Source organism: Microbulbifer echini (assembly GCF_041447225.1).
Taxonomy (GTDB): domain Bacteria; phylum Pseudomonadota; class Gammaproteobacteria; order Pseudomonadales; family Cellvibrionaceae; genus Microbulbifer; species Microbulbifer echini.
In genome coordinates, this window is sequence record NZ_JBGMEL010000002.1 from 97779 (window position 1) to 117011 (window position 19233).

The window sequence follows — 19233 nt, forward strand, 5'->3', positions numbered from 1 at the left end:
CTACCGGCAAGACTAGACAAGCCTGAGGATTTGGTGTGGTTACTGCGTCGATAGTTGTCACCGGCGCGTCGAGACGAGTTGGCTTTGCCGCAGGGCACAACGGCGGCGGTAAAAGTATTTAGCTGGCTGCAGCGGGCGGAAAAACTGTGTAAAGGGGGGTATCCTATCGCCCAATCTAGCGCCCCGAGCGCCCGACAGGCCCAATAACAGAATCCCAAGATTTATGAGTAAACAAAGCACCTCTGCCGCCCCGCTGATCCTTGTGGATGGCTCTTCCTACCTGTACCGCGCTTTTCACGCCCTGCCGCCATTGACTACCAGTCAGGGCCAGCCCACCGGTGCGGTTCGCGGTGTCATCAGCATGTTGCGGCGCCACCTGAAGGAACATCCAGACAGCCCTGTGGTGGTGGTGTTTGATGCGAAGGGAAAAACGTTCCGCGATGAGATGTTTGCCGAGTACAAATCTCATCGCCCACCGATGCCCGATGATCTGCGCGAGCAGATTCAGCCGATCCACGACATTATCGACGCCATGGGTCTGCCGCGCCTGGTCGTGGACGGCGTCGAGGCGGATGACGTCATCGGCACTCTGGCCCTCGAGGCCCAGCGTCGGGGGCAGGAGGTGATAATTTCCACCGGCGATAAAGATATGGCACAGCTGGTACGCCCCGGTGTCACTCTGGTCAATACCATGTCCAATACCGAGATGGACAGCGCAGGGGTGGAGAAGAAGTTTGGTGTTGGGCCGGAGCTGATCATCGATTTTCTCGCCCTGATGGGGGATAAGTCCGACAATATTCCCGGCGTTCCCGGTGTAGGGGAGAAGACCGCGCTGGCCCTTCTGCAAAACCTCGGCAGTTTGGAGAATATCTACGCAGACCTGGATGCCATTGCGCCCCTGGGTTTTCGCGGCGCCAAGACCCTCGGTAAAAAAATGGCGGAGCACCGCGAAGCGGCCGAGCTCTCCTACAAGCTGGCTACCATCAAAACCGATGTGGAAATGCCCTATCACCCCCAGGATCTGCGCAATGCAGAGCCCGACACAGAAGCGTTAATCGCACTGTTTACACAAAGTGAATTCCGCGGATGGTTGGAAGAGCTGACCAGTGAAGAGACCGAGGAGGCCATGGCTGAAGCGGTTGAACGGGACTATGTCATTGTTACCGAAATGGCGGAATTTGATGCCTGGCTGCAGCAGCTCAAAGACGCCGATATCTTTGCTTTTGATACTGAAACTACCAGCCTCAGCTACATGCAGGCAAAACTGGTGGGGGTGTCTTTTGCCGTGGAACCCTACCGCGCGGCATATGTACCCCTGGCCCACGACTATATGGGTGCTCCCGAGCAGCTACCTTTCGATGAGGTTATGGCCAAGCTGAAGCCTCTGCTGGAAGACGATCAGCAAAAGAAAGTGGGGCAGAATCTCAAGTACGACAGCCATATCCTGGCCAACTACGACATCGTATTGCGCGGTATCGCACGGGATACCATGCTGGAATCCTATGTGCTCGACAGTACTGGCAGCCGCCACGATATGGACAGTTTGGCACTCAAATACTTGGGTGAGCACACGGTGCACTTCGAGGATATTGCTGGCAAGGGCGTAAAACAGCTCACTTTCAATCAGATCGAACTGGACAAAGCCGGTCCTTATGCCGCTGAGGATGCGGATATCACTTTGCGTCTGCACAACGCGCTGAGTGGGCGTTTGCAGCTCGAACCAACTCTGGAGAAGGTACTCGATGATATCGAGATGCCGCTCTTGCCAGTGCTCGCGCGTATGGAGCGCAATGGCGCCTATATCGATGCAAAAATGCTTGCGGTGCAGAGCGCCGAGTTGGAGCAGAAAATGCGCGACTTGGAGCAACAGTCCTACGAGGTGGCCGGGGAAGAGTTCAACCTGGGTTCCACCAAGCAGCTGGGCGTGATCCTGTTTGAGAAACTGCAGATCCCAGTGATCAAGAAAACCCCCAAGGGCGCGCCTTCCACCGCCGAAGCGGTCCTACAGGAACTGGCTCATAACCACGAGCTGCCCGCGCTGATCATGCAGTATCGCGGCTTGGCCAAACTGAAAAACACTTATACCGATAAGCTGCCAAAAATGATCGATCCCGCCAGCGGTCGGGTGCACACCTCCTATCACCAGGCGGTGGCGGCGACCGGGCGCCTCTCTTCCAGCGATCCCAACCTGCAGAATATTCCTATTCGCACCGAGGAGGGGCGCCGAATCCGCCGCGCCTTTACCGCGGACCCTCGCATCAATGGCGGCAGTGAGATCATCGCCGCGGACTACTCTCAGATCGAACTGCGCATCATGGCGCATTTGTCGGGGGACAAGGGGCTGGTGGACGCTTTCGCCCAGGGTGCCGATATTCACCGGGCCACTGCGGCCGAGGTTTTTGACGTGGCTTTGGATGCGGTCAGCGATGAACAGCGCCGCCGCGCCAAGGCGATTAACTTCGGTCTGATATACGGCATGTCCGCGTTTGGCCTGGCCAAGCAGCTGGATATTCCGCGTGCCGATGCGCAAACCTATATCGACCGTTACTTTGAACGCTACCCCGGCGTGTTGCGCTATATGGAAGACACTCGCAAGCAGGCCGCGGATAAAGGCTACGTGGAGACCTTGTTTGGCCGCCGCCTGTATCTGCCGGAGATCAACTCGCGCAATGGCATGCAGCGTCAGGCTGCCGAGCGCACTGCGATCAATGCACCGATGCAGGGCTCCGCCGCAGATATCATCAAGCGCGCCATGATTGCCGTGGACGCTTGGCTCACGGAGCAGAAGCTGTCTACGAAGTTGATTATGCAGGTCCATGATGAATTGGTTCTGGAAGTGCCCCAACCGGAGGTTGAAATCGTGGCCAGCAAAGTCATGGAGATTATGCAGAGCGCTGCACAGTTGCATGTTCCCCTGATTGTCGACCTGGGGCGCGGCAAGGATTGGGATGAGGCCCACTGAGGTCTATCAGCAAAAAGACTTGAGCGACAAGATGATGATATCAGTGAAGGCCCGGGCCGCACGGTGCGGTTAAAGAGAGACTAAACAGCACTTAAATGGTGAAATAGACGCCAAAAATCGTGTTTTAGTCGGCGTTTTTACATTCTTTGCGAAAAAGCGTGGAACTGTTCCGACGACAGTTCCTCTAAAAAGGCAAGATCGTTGGAATGCGTCATCATCCCCCAAGGAAGTCAGATGTTTGCCCCGGACCCCCCCCAAGTCCGGGGCATTTTTTTTGCCCCCGCCTTATTTCCTCTTAACATCTTTCGTGTGCCCTAAATTTCCACTTTTCCTAGATTTAACAACATAGCCACGCCGTCGAGTCCTACTGATGCTCTCCTGGTCTAGTCTGAGCACTACAGAGTATTCATTCGTTTGTCACAAAGATCGGACGCTCTCGCAGGAGGGTTTGTCCGGGGCTGGATTGGTGGCCAGGTGTATTGATGGCCCCTGTCCAGTGGCTGCCGGGAGAGCCATTGATGCAGAGCCGAGCCATAGCGCTGGCCGCGGAGCACAAAACCCTGCAGGCGTCACTCACGCTTCCCCTGCAGGCGCGCGCGCTGGTGGTCTTTGCCCACGGTAGCGGTAGTAACCGCACCAGTCCGCGCAATACCGCTGTGGCCAACCGCCTGAATGATGCCGGATTCGGCACCTTGTTATTTGACTTGCTCAGCTCGGATGAGAACCGCGTCGACGTGGCCACCTGCGAATACCGGTTTGATATCGACCTGAGTGCCCGCCGTTTGGTGGAGGTGATTGACTGGGTGGCAAAGGGGGAAAATACCCGGAATCTTCACATAGGATTATTCGGGTCCAGCACCGGGGCGGCGGCGGCGCTGGTTGCGGCCGCCGAACGGCCCTCACTGGTGGGTGCGGTTGTCTCACGGGGCGGTCGACCGGACTTGGCGGGGGCGGATTTGCCCCTGGTTAAGGCGCCCACATTGCTGCTGGTGGGCGGGGACGACAAGGAGGTGCTGGAACTGAATAAGGAGGCGCTGGGCCATATGGTCAATGAACCCCGTTTGCATCTGGTCCCCCACGCCAGTCATTTATTTGAGGAGCCGGGTGCAATGGATGAAGTGGTGCGGATGACGGTGCGCTGGTTTCGCGCGAGCCTGTTATGAGTCGATTGAAATTATTTAGCCTGGATACCGGCGCCGATTTTGCCGGACGCGTGGCAGCGGCCCTCGGGGAACCCCTGGCCCGGCATGAGGAGCGCTGTTTTGCTGACGGGGAGCACAAAGTGCGCCCATTGGACGATGTCGAGGGCGCAGATGTCTTCCTGGTGCAATCACTGTATCGGGACCGCTGCAGCAGTGTCGATGAAAAATTACTGCGCTGCCTGTTCTTTATTGGCGCGCTGCGCGATGCCGGGGCCGCGCGTATCACCGCGGTGATACCCTACCTGTGTTACGGGCGAAAGGACCGACGCACCAAACTGCGCGATCCTCTGCCCACCCGCTACTTGGCCAGCCTTTTTGAAGCGATGGGGACCCAGGTGGTGGTGACCCTGGATGCCCACAACCAGGCGGCCTTCGAAAATGCCTTTCGCTGTCGCACCCTACATCTGCTGGCAGAGCCCCTGTTGCTGGAATTTGCAATAAGGCGGTTGGCCTCGGAGCAGCGCTCGGTGGTGGTGTTATCTCCGGATGAGGGCGGTATCAAGCGAGTGGAAAAACTGCGCCAAGCTCTCAGTGAGCGCCTGGGGCGCCCAGTCACTACGGCCTTTGTGGAGAAGCATCGGGATGGGGAGCGGCTCACTGGTGGCACCTTGGTGGGTGAGGTGCGCGGGGCGGTGGTATTGATTGTGGATGATCTTATCGCCAGTGGCACCACGCTCTATCGGGCGGGAGAAGCCGCGCAGAAGGCGGGTGCGCAGAGCCTGCTGGCCCTTGCCAGCCACGGTCAGTTTAGTGCTGACGCTTATACAAACTTGGCGCATCTACCTTTGGAGGTCGTGGCGATAACCAATTCTCTTCCCCAGCTCGACCTCCCCGAGCATTTTCAGCTGCTCGACTGTGCGCCATTGCTGGCGGAGGCGATTCGGCGCCTGCACGACAGCGGTCCGGTGAGTGAGCTCACGCTTTAAAGGCTCGCGTTAGCGCTAAACACAGAGGAATCATCTGGCGTATATAGGCGGGTTTGCGGGCGTGGGTAGACTTCGGCCTGTCGTCGGTATTTCCTTAATGCTCTTTAATCCGCAAAAACCTTCCTTTAAGTAAGAAACGTTTACATTTATTTACTCAAGCCGTTGGAACCAATAGGGGAGAGTTTGTATCGAAGAATACAGATCATTGTTGCTCCCTAACCCCAAAGCGTTAAGCTTTTTCACCCCGGAAATCCCCAAACCCGGGGTTTTTTTTGTCTGGGCAAAGAGGGCTGGGGCTAGAGCGGATATTTGTAACGAAAAATGCGAACCGTTCCTTTTATATTCATAGTTTTGGAATCTAAGTCCAAAAATAAGGTTTTAAAAGGGATAGTATCCGCGCACCTCTGATCGTGGTGTTTACGGGCTGGGAAATCCATCGAAGCCAGCCTAACCTACCAATATGCAATCAGTTTGCATGGTAGAGGAACCCTCAGGCGTACCCGTCCCCCTGGGTGCGTCTGGCAAGTGCCCCACCCCAAGGGCACTGACCCCTAGCCGGCAGCCCCCATCTGCCGGCTTTTTTTTTCTGTTTTTTTGCCCTTCGTGATTCAAATCCCGTATCTCGCGCCATAAATACAAATGCGCTTGCAAATGATAACGATTCTCATTATCTTCAGTTTAAATTAAACAGGGGGGTTACCGTGAATTTACGTTACCTATGCGCAAACCACCGTCAGTGGTTGATCGACAATACCGGTCGAGCGGAACAGGCGTGGTTGGATTGGATAGAACGCGGCAGGATACTTTGCGAGGAGGGGAACTATAGAGAGGCGATTCCCTATTTGGGCTGCGCATTTGATGTGGCGGGTATGTTGCTCACGCAACAGTCGCCCAGCTACACCATATCGGCAACGCGCTTTAGTGAGAGTGCTGCCCAGCTGATGGCAGCTTACCGGAAGCTGGGTGATGAAAAACACCTCCAATACCTCCTCGTTGGAGCCAGTTCAGTCCTCGCGCGTCAATTGGGTGATCGGGATAAACAGGGGCTTGCCGCTGACTGTATCAGCGCGCTCTACGCCGATGGTGAATCCGCACCCCCGCACAACGGGGGAGGCCCAAGGCTGCATAAAGAGGCAGGCCTGTCCCTGCACTGAGCCGGTGACCTTAGAATCCAGAGAACCTCCACGCCTGCTGACCGTTGCGATCTCCGAGGAAGCCCTGGTTGCCCTTTTGGCAAAGCGCCACCTCAGTGCCGAGGAGCTGCATTGCGCAACCCCCCAGGTGCGCAGGCGCCTGAGAAAATTGTTGCTGCGCGCCCTGATACCGGCTGGAGGTCGGTCGTCAGTGAGCACCTTCTGATTAGCGGTCTCGGAGTCCCCGACCTCCTCGACCGCCCCTGTTCGAGAGCGGAGAGTAAAAAATTGCGCCAGCTGTAACACGGGCGCGCTCGGGTTGTGTCTCGATCGGTTGGGGTTCCTAGCGGAGCTCCCCGGTGGGTTCGGCTGACTCTGCGCGAGGCGCGAGCCAGGCATTCAGTTTGCGCTCCAGTTTATCGAGGCCAGTCTTTTTAGTGGAGGAGAAGGTTTGCAGGGTTACTCCGCGATTGAGCCCCTTCTCCTTAAGGGCTTTTTCTACGGCGAAGAGAATATTGTTGGCTGGGCCGTTTTTCATTTTGTCCGCTTTGGTCAGCAGGATATGCACGGGTAGGCCCGCCTCCACTGCCCAGGTCAGCATGTGCAGATCGAACTCTTTGAGTGGCTGGCGTATATCCATCAGCAGTACCAGGCCGCGCAGGCAAGTGCGCTGCTCCAGGTATTCGGCCAGATGGCGCTGCCACTCGTCCTTCATGGCACGTGCGACCTTGGCATAGCCGTAGCCCGGCAGGTCCACCAGGCGCTGTTGTTCAGACAGGCTGAAAAAATTGATTAACTGGGTACGCCCCGGGGTTTTGGAGGTGCGCGCCAGCTTGTTGTTGCTGGTAAGGGCATTGATGGCGCTGGACTTGCCCGCATTGGAGCGGCCAGCAAAGGCTACCTCGGCGCCGATATCCTCCGGGCACTCTGCCAGAGTCGGAGCGCTAATGAGAAATTGTATGGCACGGTAGTCCAGTTTTTGGGGTTGGGCTTCAAATTCGGTAATTGACATGGTTTAAGTCTGCTGATCCGGTACACTCGCTTGGCGCGCAAGTATATAATGCCGCGGTTTTCGCGTCGCAGGACAATTGGGGGCGACACGAAACGCCATATCTCAGCGCGCAACGGGACGACGTATGAACAGCATTCTTAAAAACACTGCTCTGGCACTCGGTTTGGTATTCGGCTTGGGAGCCGTACCTTTTGCAATGGCCTCGGGCGATGCTGCTGCGGGCAAGGCGAAGGCCGCCCAGTGCGCCGCCTGCCACGGTGCTGATGGCAACAGTCTGTCACCGGCTTTCCCAAAAATCGCCGGACTCGGTGAAAAGTACCTGTACAAGCAGCTCCAGGACATAAAGAGCAAGACTCGCGATGTACCGCAGATGATTGGTCAGCTGGACAATTTCACCGAGCAGGATCTGCAGGACCTCGCCGCTTATTTCGCCTCACAGCCGATGCAGCTCACTGGCTCCGAAGCCATCTCCGTGATGCTGAATAACGGCGACAATGTCGATGGCCTGGCTTTCGGCCGCAAGCTATACCGCGGCGGCAACAAAGAAACCGGCGTGCCGGCCTGCATGGGTTGTCACTCCCCCACGGGCCAGGGTAATGCCCCGGCGGGCTATCCGCGTCTGTCCGGACAATATCCAGAGTATATTGAAGCGCAGTTGAAAGCGTTCCGTGCGGGTACCCGTGCCAATGATGGCGAGGTTCGCACCATGCGCACCGTGGCCAAACAGCTCTCCGATGCGGAGATCAAGGCTGTCTCCAACTATATCGCTGGTCTGACCGACTAAACCGGTTAACTACAACAACGAGAGGCCGGTCACACACCGGCCTTTTTTATGCCTAGCGCTCGCTCACAGGGGTAGGAATTGGGTACAGTATGGCCACTTTTGCGACCTTTCCTTGCGCCTGGCGGTGGGAACTTAAATAATCTGCGCTGTCTATTGTGTCCTCAGTGGCCAGACAGTACGCCGCATAACAGGCGCTCGAACCACGAATGTACAAGCTGGAGAAGACTTATGAGAGCAGTGCTCGCCCCGATAACGATGGTTTTGGCTGTGTTGTTCAGCCTTGTCGCCTGCGCCCAGGAAAGCGGTGAATTTAAGGCTGGTCAATATTACCAAGTGCTGCCACAGACGGTAGCGCAGAAAGATCCCAACAAGATCGAAGTGACCGAGATGTTCTGGTACGGCTGCGCCCACTGCTACCACTTTGAGTCCACTCTGGATCGCTGGAAAGAAAAAATGCCCAGCGATGTGGCCCTGCACAAGCTGCCCGCGATCTGGCAACCGGTGATGGATGTTCACGCCCGCCTGTTCTACGTGGCCGATGCCATGGGCGTTCTCGACAAGATGCACACCCCGCTGTTCAACACCATCTACAACCAGCGCCAAATGCTGGCAATTCGTGAAGGTCGAGACTTTAAGCCAGACCTCGCGGCCATTGAAGCCCTGTTTAACAAGCACGGTGCCGATGGTGCCAAGGCTGCCAAGCTGATGAACTCCTTTGCTATCAACAGCAAGGTCAAGCAGGGTGTGGCCAATCAGCGCGCTTACAAAATGACTGGTACGCCCGAAGTGGTTGTTGCCGGTAAGTACCGCATTAGCTCCTCGCTGCCAGGCTATAAAGGCAAGAGCAATGGTCAGGAACTGATGTTACAGGTAGCGGATTACCTGATTGCCAAGGAGCGCGCCGACCGCGGCTAATGCCCCTGCCGAGTAAAACCCCGCCTAGTGCGGGGTTTTTTATGCCTGCATCTTTGCCACACTGAAATAATCCCGCTATTCCCTGCAGCTGCTGGTCACAGGAAGTCACTTTTGCGATATCCATGGATCTGTTTGTGCTTGCTGGTCCTCTCGTTCCAACCCCTGTGGGCGCAGCAGGCGACGGAGAACGACAGGTTGGCCGCGCGCGCGAGTAATTTACTTTCCTATATTGCGGTGGATTACGGAGAGAGTGTCGATAATGGCCAACTTCTCGATACCGACCTCTATCGACTCCAACAACACCATGCGGTTCAGGCTCTGGAGCTGGTGCGGGAACTGCCGGATAAGCCGGGCCGCGCAACCCTGGAGAGTGGCATAGGCGAGCTGCAAGAGGCCATTCGGCGCCGCGATAGTGGTGAAGCCGTACGCAGGCGTGCCAATGAGATAGCCGACCGCCTTGCCGCGCTCTACCAAATGCAGCGCTCTCCGGTGCACTCCCTGCCCTCCGCAAGCCTGGCTATGCCTCTTTATCGCCAACGTTGCGCCAGGTGCCATGGCAACTGGGGGCAGGGTGGCGGTGCGGTGCCTGATTTGCGAAATGTTTCGCGGATGGCGAGTTTCAGCCTTTACGATTTCTATAACACCCTCGATCCCTCTGTAGACACGGTGCACAGTCATCGCATCGATGGTGACTTGGATAGCAGGCAACGCTGGGCATTGGCTGTGACCGTGGCCGCCTTTGCGGTAAAGAACCAGCTGCCACCCTCCGCCGATCTCGCCGAGCGCTACCCGGCCCTGGTGGGGCTGCCGGGCATGGCGGTCACTCGGCCGATCGAGTTGCCCAGCAGTGTCAGAAACGCTCTGATGTGGTGGCGGGGGCACCCTCATTTGGTGCGCTCACTGGAGCACCCCCTAGCCCGAGCCGAGGGCTTGCTGCAGCTGGCGGAAACGGCTTACCGGGGCGGGGATAATGCCGGTGCTTACCATAAATTGATGCTCGCCTATCGCGAGGGTTACCAGCCTCTAGAGCAACAAATTGAGAGACACGATGCGGTTTTGCTCAGCCAGTTACAGACGCAGTGGCAGAAGCTGCGCCGGGAAGCCCTTGCCGGTGCGCCCAATGCCGAGGTAATCGCCTCGATGCAAAATTTGCGCACACTGTTGGCTAGGGCTCGCGACCAACTCGAACCGACCCTGGGAGGTGAGCGTCAGTATTTATGGGCAATCCTGCTCTTTACGCTGGCACTGGCGCTGGGACTATCGCTTTGGTGGGGACTGCGCCGGAGAAAGCGGGCTAGACTTTAAGAGGTTTGTGCGCCAATTCAGTGACTCAGCGGTGAGGAAGTTGCCCATGGCAAGAGCCCTAATGTCAGCCCTTTTTCTTTGTTGTGTGGCCCCACTTCAGGCGGCGGAACCCCTGGATGCTTTTCCCGCAGAAGTGGATGGCAAGCGGCGGCATGTGATCGAGCTTCCCAAGGTGGTCGATGAAAGCCGCTTTATGGTTGAGCTGGTTCCGGGGAAGAGCTCGGTGGCCGATTGTAACCTGCGTAGTTTTCGTGCGCCCTTACAGCGCCAAGTGCTGCCGGGCTGGGGTTACCCCTATTTTGTATTGGCGGACCTGAAGCCCACGCAGGGCCCGCGAAAAGTGTGCGCGCCCGGTTCTGAATCCCGCCGTTTTATTCGGGTGCGCGGAGATGGATTGATCCTGCCTTATACGAGTAGCCAGCCCCTGGTGGTGTACCTACCCGAGGATGTTCAGCTGAAGTACCGTGTATGGCGGGCAGATAAAAATCTCTCGGATGCCCGCTCCCAATAAAGTTTTGTCCGCGTTTATCTTCTGTCTTCCTGACCCTCCACTAATTCCCCCAACACAGTGGCGCCACAATAAATATTTTTAATGCTTCTAATGCCACTGTGGGATTTTGCGTCTAGCCTTACTAAGCAAGGGATGTGAAAAAAAGCGCCTGTGCGATTTTTCACGCCGGTTTTTTTGGCTTATTGCCGTAACCGGCCAGGAACGTTGGCGGTGATGTCAGCCGCCGTTCACAGTAACCCTACTCCGCGGTAATTGCCGTGGAGCCTATACGGTAGAGCAGCGCATGAAGTCTTTGCGTAATTCCCCTCCGAGTCCTGTTTTTGTCTCCCTGCTGCAAAGTTACGCGATTATCCTGGCACTTTTCCTGCTTTTGCCTCTGGCCGCAACCGCAGAGTCGGCCCAGCAAAAATGGGCGGGCAATTGGCTGGTGGTTAGTGAGGGCGATGACCAGTTGGTGTGGCAACTCAATGCCGATGGTTCCGGTTTTGCTTATGGCTTTAATCCCGGTGGCAGGCTGACCCATGGTTTTGCCATCAATTGGCAGCTGGATGGCGATCGTGTGCGAGTGCGCACGGGGGCATCGGTCAGTTGCAAAGGCGGTGTGGTGTCGGTGGCATTTCGCGGTTGGAGTCGTTCCACCTTACTGTTCGCGGTCATCGATGGGCGGCACTGGCTACAGGCTGGCGGGGGCCTGCTGAGCTTCCAGCGTCGACTCAGTAGCTGGAGTACGCCCAAAGCTGGCAGTAATTGTCCCGATATTGCCAGCTGAGTGTTATCACCAGCCGTGTGAGAGGCCGCAGGATTTATTCACTCAGGGAGGCGTTCGCCGAGTATTGGAGTAAAGCTGTGATGCAAAGGCCCCTGGTGTTGGCGCTGATATTTTTGCTCACTTGTGTTGCAGCTTCGGCCAAGGAAGAGCAGAAAAAAGAGAAAGAAAAAAAACAACGGGTGACAGGCTGGCATGCCCAATCGCGTTTGGATGCCAGCCAATGGGTAGGTGCCTGGCTGATTTCAAGAGACGGTGAGGCCCGCCATGTGTGGAGCCTGAAATCCGATGGCACCGGCCGCTCCTATGCCTTCCTACCGCAAAATGGAAAAATGCAGTTTGCCTTTGGTTACGATATCCACTGGTATTTCGACCCTTTCACACAGATGGCCAATATTAAAACCGGGCGCAGAATAATTTGCCGTCGGGGAAAAATATATCCCTATTTCCTCACGTTGAAATCCTATGAGAGCGATTATTCCGTGCGGGGAAAATACGCCTGGCAAACAACTTGGACGGAAGTCAGTATCGGACGCAATCACCTGCACAAATCCCTGGTGGTTTTTGTTGCCCCCCTGTCCGCCTGGCACGACCCAGAACGAAATGCCGCCTGTCCGGAGTTTCCCCATGTGCGCCTGGAGAAAGCTATCGACCGAGTCCTGCAGCGTTGGGAGCAAAAGGATTCTCCTGAACTTGAGGTGGATACCACTCCCGCACCGGGGGAGCCGGAATTTGAAGGTGAAGAATTAAAAAAACCAGCAAAAAAAAGCGTGAAAGGCCGCAAGCGAAATTAAAATAAAATTCCACAGAAATAGAGTGGTATTGATCGACAGTTGAGCAAAGGGCCGCGTGGTATTTCCTAAGGGAAAAAGACTTAGCTGGCTTTTGCTGGGAACCTGTAAACCATGCTTTTTCCTCGGCGGGTTTTATTAATGGCAAATCGGGTATGAGCGCAGAAGTTTCTCTCGCAAATATATTGCGGAATATGTATCCCAAATTGCAGGAGGAAACCTACGTATTTTGCCAGGTTTCAGATGCTCGGTTGGAAGAGGTTTTAGCACAGAGTCTGTGTATTTTTCGCGAGGGGGAGGGTATGAGTGCGATTTTACCCAAGTGTTTGGCGCAGCAGTACGGTATCGCCTCCAGTGGTCCTTTCCGACAAATCACCCTGCAGGTATTTTCCGGACTCAGTGCGGTGGGCCTGACCGCGACTGTGGCCAGGGAGCTGGCCGATGCAGGTATAGTCGCGAACATGGTCAATGCGCTGCGTCACGACCACGTCTTTGTTCCGGAAGAGAGTGCGCAGCAGGCCCTACAGCTTTTGCGCGGACTGAGCAATCGGGTGTATTACACCTGAGTATTGGTCAGTGCGTATCAACTACCCACAGCCACAGCCCCACGGAGAAATCCGCCAACTCCTGCCTGATCTGTTTTATGTCCCGGGGACGGTAAAGCTGGCCCCGGCGGTCAGTATCAATCGCAATATGGCTATCGTGCGCTGGCGCGAGGAACTGGTGCTGGTGAATCCGGTGCGTCTGCGTCCGGCCCAGGAGGAGAAATTACTGGATCTTGGGCGGATTTCGCACGCGGTACGCCTGGGATACCACCATGGCCAGGACGACCTCTATTATCGCGACCACTTCGATCTGACCTTTTGGCGTCAGGCGGGATCGGACTTTTACCCTCCCAGCGCTGACCGGCTGTTAAAGGAGGGAGGGGACTCGCCAATACCGGGAGGTCGCTTTGTGGAACTCAGTCACAGCCGCTACCCAGAGGCATTGTGGTGGCTGCCCTGCAATGGCGGCTTACTACTGGGCTGCGATGCGTTGCAGTACTGGGGTAAATGGTGCGGATGCAGCTGGTGCGGACGCAATCTTCTGCGTTTGTCGGGTATGCGAACCGGTATGCAGGTGCCACCGGCTTGGCGGGCACGCATGACGCCAGAGGGGCGGGATTTGCGCTATTGGCTACAGGAGGATTTCGAGCGGCTGCTGGCGCTGCCATTCCTGCACTACCTGGCTGCCCACGGTGAATTCTGTGTCGATCGAGCCCATGAGAAGGTGGCCGAAGCGATAAACCGGGCGTTTCCAGGCCTCAGCAGGGCGGCCTAGTTGCTCAAGTGGTCCTCGGATAGTGTGTAACCACTCACCTTGAGCTGCGCTCGATCCAGCTAGATCATGGTAAGCTTGCGCTCCAATTTTTGGCGCGGCAATAGCCGTGCGCGATGTTTTATTCGATAAGTAGAGTTCCCATGAGAAGCAAGATCCTGCTGAGTGGCCTGCTGGCAACCCTGCTAGTGGCCTGCACTGCCGTTTCCACAAGCACAAACACAGCGCCCAGTGCGAATATCGACGATATTCGTCGGGACGTGAATTACCTGGCATCAGAGGAATTGGCCGGAAGAAATACGGGCAGTGCGGGTTATCTCAAGGCGGCGCAGTATGTTGCCGAACAGTTTCAGTCAATGGGTTTGGCACCGGCCGGTGAGCAGGGTTATTTCCAGGAAGTGCCTTTCCGCCGGGCTAGCTGGAATGGTAAAGAACCTACTTTTGTGCTTAAGGGCGGCCGGGGCGATGTTCCCTTTGTGTTTGGTGAGGACTTTATCGCCGCACCTTCGGCGGTCAGTGAGCGTAGCGCGTTGCAGGCCGAACTGGTTTTTGTCGGCTACGGTATTGAGGCCCCGGACTACGGTCTCAATGACTACGCGGGCCTCGATGTGGAAGGCAAGGTTGCGGTAATACTGAGTGGTCGTCCCCAGAGTTTGCCCAGCGAGGTCGGTGCGCACTACGCCTCCAGCCGCAATAAGCGCGAAACTGCCGCCCGCCATGGTGCCCTGGGCTATATCACCCTCTATACACCTGAGCGGGAAAAGCGCCGCCCCTTTGCTCGCTATGCGGAGCATCGCCACGATGACACCTTCGACTGGGTAAACCGGGAAAATCTGCCGGGTAGCGCCACACCCGGCTTGTTTCCCGGTGTGATGCTCAACAGTTCCGCCGCGGCCAAACTGTTTGTCGATGCACAGCGCAGCCTGGAGAGCATCTTTACCGAGATGGAAGCCAAGCAGAGCCCGAAAGGTTTTGTCTTGCCTTACCGTGTTGATCTAAGTACTCACTCCAGCCATAAAAAAGTGGTCAGCCCCAATGTGGTGGCTCTCCTGCCCGGCAGTGATCCCCAGCTGAAAGATGAATATGTGGTTTTTTCAGCGCATCTGGATCATATCGGTAAGAAGGATGACGGTCAGATTTACTACGGAGCCCAGGACAACGCGGCGGGGATCGCCGTAATGCTGGAGACCGCACGCCTGTTTGTGGAATCCGGCCGAGCCCCGCGCCGATCCCTGCTGTTTGTTGCTGTGACCGGAGAGGAGAAAGGGCTGCTGGGCTCGGATTACTTTGCCGAATATCCCACCGTGCCAATGCAGTCGATTGTGGCCAATATCAACCTGGATATGCCCATGCTGCTTTACCCCTTCCGCGACATTATTGCCTTCGGTGCCGAGCACTCCACCCTGGGGCAGATCGCCGAGCGCGCCGCCGGCCTCAGTGGTCTGAAATTGAGCCCGGACCCCATGCCGGAAGAAGTCATTTTTGTCCGTAGCGATCACTACAATTTTGTTCGTCGTGGAGTCCCATCTATATACCTGATCACAGGGCGCGAGGCTCAGGATCCAAAAATCGATGGCACTGCCAAGCAGGTTGCTTTCCTGCGCGAGCGTTACCACAAACCCGGCGATGCCCCGGATGCGGGAATTGACTATGTGGCTGCCAAGCAGTTTACCGAGGTGAACTACTTGATCGCCCGCGAAGTGGCCGATGCCGAGGAAAGGCCCTCTTGGTATGAAGGGGATTTCTTTGGGAACTTGTTCGATAAAAAATAAGAAAAACTAGGAGAATTATTTGTAAACCCCCTGATTTCGGATCATCAAGGGGTTTGCAGAGCTGGGCATTGCTCTTAATCGTATTTCACGAGTTACTCTATCATCAAAGCTGGTTCTGTATGTCCCGGTCAATACACTTGGCGTGAAGTTGGTATTGGGTTTAACCACCAGGCAGAGGTAAGTACTCTCTTGCGTTTTTCCTTGCCAACAGCGATAACTAGAATATGGCTCCGGCCAATTTTCCTTCTCCCCAACAGGTGAAGATACCGCGAGTAACGTGCCAAAGTCGTGGCCACTGCATTTAGCAAGTGCTTCTTTTGCAGTCCAGATACTCATGAACCCCTTTTCCAGAAGGTGGGCAGGCTGTTGTCGCAGCCAAGACACTTCGTAGGAGCTAAAGTAATTCTGGGCAATGTCTAGCCAATTCCTTACTGGATAGCTTCTTTCGCAGTCAATACCTATAGGGGCTTTAGATACTGTGACTGCTAAGTAGTCTGAAGTATGACTTATCGAGAGATTTGCAAGCGGAGCGCCTGCGAGATAGGCCACTGATGGCCGATTAGCATCAAGCTCAAGTTCCTGGGGAAAACAACCGAACTGTTCGGCTAAAAGGGTTCTAGCGAGTAGACGCCCGGCAAGAAATTGTTTTTTGCGGCTGGTACGACGAATGCTTTCCAAGCGTGTGTGTTCAGCACTACTTAATAAAAGTGATGAGATAGACTGCCAATCATTGGACCAGTCGATGAACGATGAACAAGTAAACTGAATCATTACATCCTATTCGGCCCATATTATAAAAAACACGTTGGTCAGTCCTTGTGGTAAGACAGGTAAAAGCTAGATCCCTAGAGGCAGCTTAAAGTCGCTCGCCAGATACCTCGGCGAAGTATATTTTGGATTTTCGGCGTATGATTTTCCATGAAGTGCAACTTTGAGGGAATTAAATTCCTGTGCAGCAAAGTATCTAGGCTGCCAACAGATATTTAGGATTCATAGGTCCTTTAGGCCAGACCAAACCTGAACGATGGTACGAAAGAAAATTTCCCATGAAAAGCCCCTGTACTGACCTGTAATTCAAGGAACCAATCGGTCCGAAATTCAGGCTCTTTTACTGGCGGCAGTTGATCACTTTGTGTACCATTCCGGCCTGTCGTCGGTCGCGGAAAGCCCAAAAGTCACCCAAAAACAATATTGGGCTAGATCGGTTACAGAGAATTTATATTGGGGGATGGGGCACTGCTCCATAAATGTGGTTTGTCTATCGAATTTATAGTTTCCGAGTGGCGGGCATGGTATTCGGGGATCTCGGAGCCGGCGGAATGGCAGAGTTGGCGCAATGGTGGGATAACGCCGAAAGAAAATATCCAGGCCGATGTTTCCTTTTTACCTGCGATGCAGCGCCGTCGCTTAAGTCCATTGTCCAAAGCGGTATTTAATACTGCCTATCCACTCCTACAGCAGCGGGATATTCCCATGTTGTGTTGCTCTGTACATGGGGAGGCAAAGAGAACCTACGCCCTTTTGCAAGATGTTGCAAAGGAGGAGGACTTATCGCCGACCGCTTTTGGATTATCCGTCCACAATGCCATCGTGGGCCAATTATCAATTGCGGGTAAAGTGCGCTCACCAGCTCTGGCTTTGGCCGGAGGTGACTTCCCACTGCAAGCAGGCCTAATGGAAGCCGTTGGTATTTTACAAGAAGGGACAAAGCAGTTACTTCTACTTTTTTATGAGGAGCCTTTGCCTGAAATGTATCAACCCAGTTCAGAAAGTCCATCGGCCATTTGCGCTACCGCCCTACTGCTGACAAAGCCAGGAGAAGAAAGCTACGGACTGAGAGCCTCATTGCTACCCTCAAAAGGAGCGAAAGTTCAATCGGCGTTTAAGGCTCCGGACTATCAGTTGCCGATAGTCCGTGTGTTGTTAGAAAAATCGGGAGTTGTTCCGGTTGGGCTGGGCTGGGAGCTTTGTATTAATGCTGACTAGATTTATATCAACAAAACGCAGTGACTACTATTGGCTGAGACTACTGGCCACCGCAACGGCATTTAGTTTATTTGGCCTTGGAGGGCTGATTCTTCGGTTTATTTTATTTCCGCCACTGAAAATAATTTATCCCGATGCAGAAGTGCGTAAGCGTAAGGCAAGATTAATTATACATTATGCGTTTCGATTATTTATTGGCTTTATGCATAAAACAGGGATCTACACTTATCACTTTTGTGATGAAAATAAGCTGCGGGAACCCGGCCGGTTGATATTGGCAAACCATCCCTCGTTGATTGATGTTGTATTTCTGATATCTCGTATACCAAATGCAAACTGCATCGTTAAAGCCAGCTTGTTTCAAAATCCGTTTATGCGCGGGGCAGTAATGACAGCCGGTTATATTCCTAATGATGACCCAGAGAGAATAATTAAGCTCGCCTCTAAGTCTTTGGGTAGAGGAGAGTCTGTAGTGCTCTTCCCTGAAGGAACGCGTTCTATACCAGGAAAACCTTTCAGATTTCAGCGTGGAGCCGCATATATGGCACTTCGTTCTGATACAAACCCGACACTCGTTACTATTCGTTGTAATCCACCGATGCTAATGAAGAATATACCGTGGTACAGCATTCCTCTGTCGAGACCACACTTTGAATTTGATATTACTGAATCTAGGGGTTTACTCAAGACAGTGGAAAAAAATGAAAGTCCATTGTCGGCAAGACATGTTACCCAAAAATTAAAAGAATTTTATACCGAGGAGTGTGCTGCGTGAAAGAGCTAGTTGAAGAACTTAAGATCCTGATTATTGATGTATTAAATTTGGAAGATATTACTCCTGAAGAAATCGTAGCAGATGAACCACTTTTTGGAGAGGGGCTCGGCCTTGATTCCATAGATGCACTTGAATTGGGTTTGGCATTGCAAAAGAAATATAAAATTTCCATAGATGCAGAAAATGAAAACACCAAGTCCCATTTTGCAAATGTGAATAGTCTGGCCAAGTTTGTCAGCGGTAGTTGCGCGTAAGAGAGGTATACATGCTAAATAAGAAAGAAGAAATTCTACCGAAATTGACTGAAATTCTGATTGAGATGTTTGAGGTTGATGAGGAAGATATAACGGAAGATGCCCATCTCTCTGATGATCTTGATATAGATAGCATCGATGCTGTCGACCTAATTGTCCGTCTAAAAGAACTTACAGGGAAGAAAATTTCACCCGAAGAGTTTAAAAGTGTAAGGACAGTAGGTGATGTCGTAAGCGCAATTCAAAAGGTAATGGAAGAACAGTGAGTCGATTCGCGCAGTTGATATTGATCATTATTCTGACCCTATACCCTTTGGCGATTTACTTTGGTATCGAATATCTGTCTTTAGGCAGTATTTTAATATTACTGTTAGTCGTTGCAGTTTTGAGGGTATTGCTCGGCGGCGCGAAAAAAGCAATCGGCACTAAGCTCACGACATTGGCCTTGGCGGTAGTCATCGCTATCACCTGGTTAAAAGAAGACTCAAACGGACTTCTTTGGTATCCAGTGCTTTGTAATCTAATACTATTTTCAGTATTTTTTTATAGTTTAAAGCAGCCGCAAACGATAGTAGAGCGGCTAGCTCGTCTGAGGGAGCCAAATTTACCTCCCGAAGGCGTGCTTTATACTCGAAAGGTAACTAAAGCGTGGTGCTTGTTCTTACTTTTTAATGGAAGTGTCGCACTGGCGACTGTTTTAAACGGCAATTTAAAAATCTGGACTATTTTTAATGGCCTGATTTCGTATGTATTAATAGGAATTATGATGGGCGGCGAATGGCTGCTGCGCCGTCATGTTCAGAGTAAGGTGTGAGTTAAAGC

The 19233-nt window shown here is 53.9% G+C and carries 21 protein-coding genes; 19 read left to right on the forward strand and 2 right to left on the reverse strand.

Translation table 11 applies throughout. The annotated features are described in order from the left end of the window. Nucleotides 1-223 precede the first annotated feature (223 nt). The 5 genes from polA to ACCI51_RS02575 all read left to right on the forward strand — a co-directional run bounded on the left by polA (nucleotide 224) and on the right by ACCI51_RS02575 (nucleotide 6449). Nucleotides 224-2962 (forward strand): DNA polymerase I, encoded by a 2739-nt coding sequence (gene polA / locus ACCI51_RS02555; protein WP_371842492.1) that lies wholly within the window; start codon nucleotides 224-226, stop codon nucleotides 2960-2962. Between the two features lie 482 nt (nucleotides 2963-3444). Continuing rightward, nucleotides 3445-4125: a dienelactone hydrolase family protein gene (locus ACCI51_RS02560; RefSeq protein ID WP_371842493.1), complete on the forward strand. Its 681-nt coding sequence runs from the start codon at nucleotides 3445-3447 to the stop codon at nucleotides 4123-4125. Next, nucleotides 4122-5090, forward strand: coding sequence for a ribose-phosphate diphosphokinase (locus ACCI51_RS02565; RefSeq protein ID WP_371842494.1), 969 nt, complete (start codon nucleotides 4122-4124; stop codon nucleotides 5088-5090). The genes ACCI51_RS02560 and ACCI51_RS02565 overlap by 4 nt, the downstream gene beginning before the upstream one ends. Nucleotides 5091-5791: 701 nt before the next feature. After that, nucleotides 5792-6244 carry a hypothetical protein gene (locus tag ACCI51_RS02570; RefSeq protein WP_299584944.1) on the forward strand — a complete coding sequence of 151 codons (453 nt, stop codon included), beginning with the start codon at nucleotides 5792-5794 and terminating at the stop codon, nucleotides 6242-6244. 4 nt (nucleotides 6245-6248) lie between these two features. Next, nucleotides 6249-6449: a hypothetical protein gene (locus tag ACCI51_RS02575; RefSeq protein ID WP_299584942.1), complete on the forward strand. Its 201-nt coding sequence runs from the start codon at nucleotides 6249-6251 to the stop codon at nucleotides 6447-6449. A 117-nt stretch (nucleotides 6450-6566) separates the two neighbouring features. On the opposite strand, the gene yihA is transcribed toward ACCI51_RS02575, so the two are convergent. After that, a complete protein-coding gene (gene yihA / locus ACCI51_RS02580) occupies nucleotides 6567-7235 on the reverse strand; it encodes a ribosome biogenesis GTP-binding protein YihA/YsxC (RefSeq protein WP_299584940.1) in 669 nt (222 codons plus the stop codon). A gap of 124 nt (nucleotides 7236-7359) precedes the next feature. On the opposite strand from yihA, the gene ACCI51_RS02585 reads away from it, so the two are divergent. The 9 genes from ACCI51_RS02585 to ACCI51_RS02625 all read left to right on the forward strand — a co-directional run bounded on the left by ACCI51_RS02585 (nucleotide 7360) and on the right by ACCI51_RS02625 (nucleotide 15396). Next, entirely contained in the window at nucleotides 7360-8019 is a 660-nt protein-coding gene (locus ACCI51_RS02585) for a c-type cytochrome (protein ID WP_299584938.1), read from the forward strand. A gap of 228 nt (nucleotides 8020-8247) precedes the next feature. Then, on the forward strand, nucleotides 8248-8934 hold the full coding sequence (locus ACCI51_RS02590; RefSeq protein WP_299584936.1) for a thiol:disulfide interchange protein DsbA/DsbL: 687 nt from the start codon (nucleotides 8248-8250) through the stop codon (nucleotides 8932-8934). A 111-nt stretch (nucleotides 8935-9045) separates the two neighbouring features. After that, nucleotides 9046-10239 carry a c-type cytochrome gene (locus ACCI51_RS02595; RefSeq protein ID WP_299584934.1) on the forward strand — a complete coding sequence of 398 codons (1194 nt, stop codon included), beginning with the start codon at nucleotides 9046-9048 and terminating at the stop codon, nucleotides 10237-10239. A 46-nt stretch (nucleotides 10240-10285) separates the two neighbouring features. Continuing rightward, a complete protein-coding gene (locus ACCI51_RS02600; protein ID WP_371842495.1) occupies nucleotides 10286-10750 on the forward strand; it encodes an ecotin family protein in 465 nt (154 codons plus the stop codon). Nucleotides 10751-11033: 283 nt separating this feature from the next. Beyond that, nucleotides 11034-11519, forward strand: a complete 486-nt coding sequence (locus ACCI51_RS02605; protein ID WP_299584930.1) for a hypothetical protein — start codon at nucleotides 11034-11036, stop codon at nucleotides 11517-11519. Nucleotides 11520-11596: 77 nt separating this feature from the next. After that, entirely contained in the window at nucleotides 11597-12310 is a 714-nt protein-coding gene (locus tag ACCI51_RS02610; protein WP_299584928.1) for a hypothetical protein, read from the forward strand. A 152-nt stretch (nucleotides 12311-12462) separates the two neighbouring features. Next, nucleotides 12463-12873, forward strand: a complete 411-nt coding sequence (locus ACCI51_RS02615) for an ACT domain-containing protein (protein ID WP_299584926.1) — start codon at nucleotides 12463-12465, stop codon at nucleotides 12871-12873. A 10-nt stretch (nucleotides 12874-12883) separates the two neighbouring features. Next, nucleotides 12884-13627 (forward strand): hypothetical protein, encoded by a 744-nt coding sequence (locus tag ACCI51_RS02620; RefSeq protein WP_299584924.1) that lies wholly within the window; start codon nucleotides 12884-12886, stop codon nucleotides 13625-13627. A gap of 140 nt (nucleotides 13628-13767) precedes the next feature. Continuing rightward, complete coding sequence (locus ACCI51_RS02625; protein ID WP_371842496.1) at nucleotides 13768-15396, forward strand: M28 family metallopeptidase; 1629 nt, start codon at nucleotides 13768-13770, stop codon at nucleotides 15394-15396. 15 nt (nucleotides 15397-15411) lie between these two features. Here ACCI51_RS02625 and ACCI51_RS02630 read toward each other — a convergent pair whose 3' ends face one another. Further along, nucleotides 15412-16167, reverse strand: coding sequence for a 4'-phosphopantetheinyl transferase family protein (locus ACCI51_RS02630; RefSeq protein WP_371842497.1), 756 nt, complete (start codon nucleotides 16165-16167; stop codon nucleotides 15412-15414). Nucleotides 16168-16650: 483 nt separating this feature from the next. On the opposite strand from ACCI51_RS02630, the gene ACCI51_RS02635 reads away from it, so the two are divergent. From ACCI51_RS02635 to ACCI51_RS02655, 5 genes are read left to right on the forward strand one after another with little or no spacing between them, the layout of a single operon-like run. Beyond that, the gene (locus ACCI51_RS02635) at nucleotides 16651-17382 is read left to right on the forward strand and encodes a beta-ketoacyl synthase chain length factor (protein ID WP_371842498.1); all 732 of its coding nucleotides are present in this window, start codon (nucleotides 16651-16653) and stop codon (nucleotides 17380-17382) included. Further along, nucleotides 17372-18157 carry a lysophospholipid acyltransferase family protein gene (locus ACCI51_RS02640; RefSeq protein WP_371842499.1) on the forward strand — a complete coding sequence of 262 codons (786 nt, stop codon included), beginning with the start codon at nucleotides 17372-17374 and terminating at the stop codon, nucleotides 18155-18157. The genes ACCI51_RS02635 and ACCI51_RS02640 overlap by 11 nt, the downstream gene beginning before the upstream one ends. After that, nucleotides 18154-18411, forward strand: a complete 258-nt coding sequence (locus ACCI51_RS02645; RefSeq protein WP_299584914.1) for a phosphopantetheine-binding protein — start codon at nucleotides 18154-18156, stop codon at nucleotides 18409-18411. Before ACCI51_RS02640 ends, ACCI51_RS02645 begins: the two co-directional genes overlap by 4 nt. Before the next feature lie 11 nt (nucleotides 18412-18422). Further along, the gene (locus ACCI51_RS02650) at nucleotides 18423-18677 is read left to right on the forward strand and encodes an acyl carrier protein (RefSeq protein WP_299584912.1); all 255 of its coding nucleotides are present in this window, start codon (nucleotides 18423-18425) and stop codon (nucleotides 18675-18677) included. Continuing rightward, nucleotides 18674-19225: a COG4648 family protein gene (locus ACCI51_RS02655; RefSeq protein ID WP_299584910.1), complete on the forward strand. Its 552-nt coding sequence runs from the start codon at nucleotides 18674-18676 to the stop codon at nucleotides 19223-19225. Before ACCI51_RS02650 ends, ACCI51_RS02655 begins: the two co-directional genes overlap by 4 nt. The last annotated feature ends 8 nt before the right edge of the window (nucleotides 19226-19233 follow it).

What these genes read in the sequence shown, in the direction of transcription:
- polA (WP_371842492.1), top strand. Translation starts at nt 224, where the DNA reads ATGAGTAAACAAAGCACCTCTGCCGCCCCGCTGATCCTTGTGGATGGC.
- ACCI51_RS02560 (WP_371842493.1), top strand. Translation starts at nt 3,445, where the DNA reads ATGGCCCCTGTCCAGTGGCTGCCGGGAGAGCCATTGATGCAGAGCCGA.
- ACCI51_RS02565 (WP_371842494.1), top strand. Translation starts at nt 4,122, where the DNA reads ATGAGTCGATTGAAATTATTTAGCCTGGATACCGGCGCCGATTTTGCC.
- yihA (WP_299584940.1), bottom strand. Translation starts at nt 7,235, where the DNA reads ATGTCAATTACCGAATTTGAAGCCCAACCCCAAAAACTGGACTACCGT.
- ACCI51_RS02585 (WP_299584938.1), top strand. Translation starts at nt 7,360, where the DNA reads ATGAACAGCATTCTTAAAAACACTGCTCTGGCACTCGGTTTGGTATTC.
- ACCI51_RS02590 (WP_299584936.1), top strand. Translation starts at nt 8,248, where the DNA reads ATGAGAGCAGTGCTCGCCCCGATAACGATGGTTTTGGCTGTGTTGTTC.
- ACCI51_RS02600 (WP_371842495.1), top strand. Translation starts at nt 10,286, where the DNA reads ATGGCAAGAGCCCTAATGTCAGCCCTTTTTCTTTGTTGTGTGGCCCCA.
- ACCI51_RS02605 (WP_299584930.1), top strand. Translation starts at nt 11,034, where the DNA reads ATGAAGTCTTTGCGTAATTCCCCTCCGAGTCCTGTTTTTGTCTCCCTG.
- ACCI51_RS02615 (WP_299584926.1), top strand. Translation starts at nt 12,463, where the DNA reads ATGAGCGCAGAAGTTTCTCTCGCAAATATATTGCGGAATATGTATCCC.
- ACCI51_RS02625 (WP_371842496.1), top strand. Translation starts at nt 13,768, where the DNA reads ATGAGAAGCAAGATCCTGCTGAGTGGCCTGCTGGCAACCCTGCTAGTG.
- ACCI51_RS02630 (WP_371842497.1), bottom strand. Translation starts at nt 16,167, where the DNA reads ATGATTCAGTTTACTTGTTCATCGTTCATCGACTGGTCCAATGATTGG.
- ACCI51_RS02640 (WP_371842499.1), top strand. Translation starts at nt 17,372, where the DNA reads ATGCTGACTAGATTTATATCAACAAAACGCAGTGACTACTATTGGCTG.
- ACCI51_RS02650 (WP_299584912.1), top strand. Translation starts at nt 18,423, where the DNA reads ATGCTAAATAAGAAAGAAGAAATTCTACCGAAATTGACTGAAATTCTG.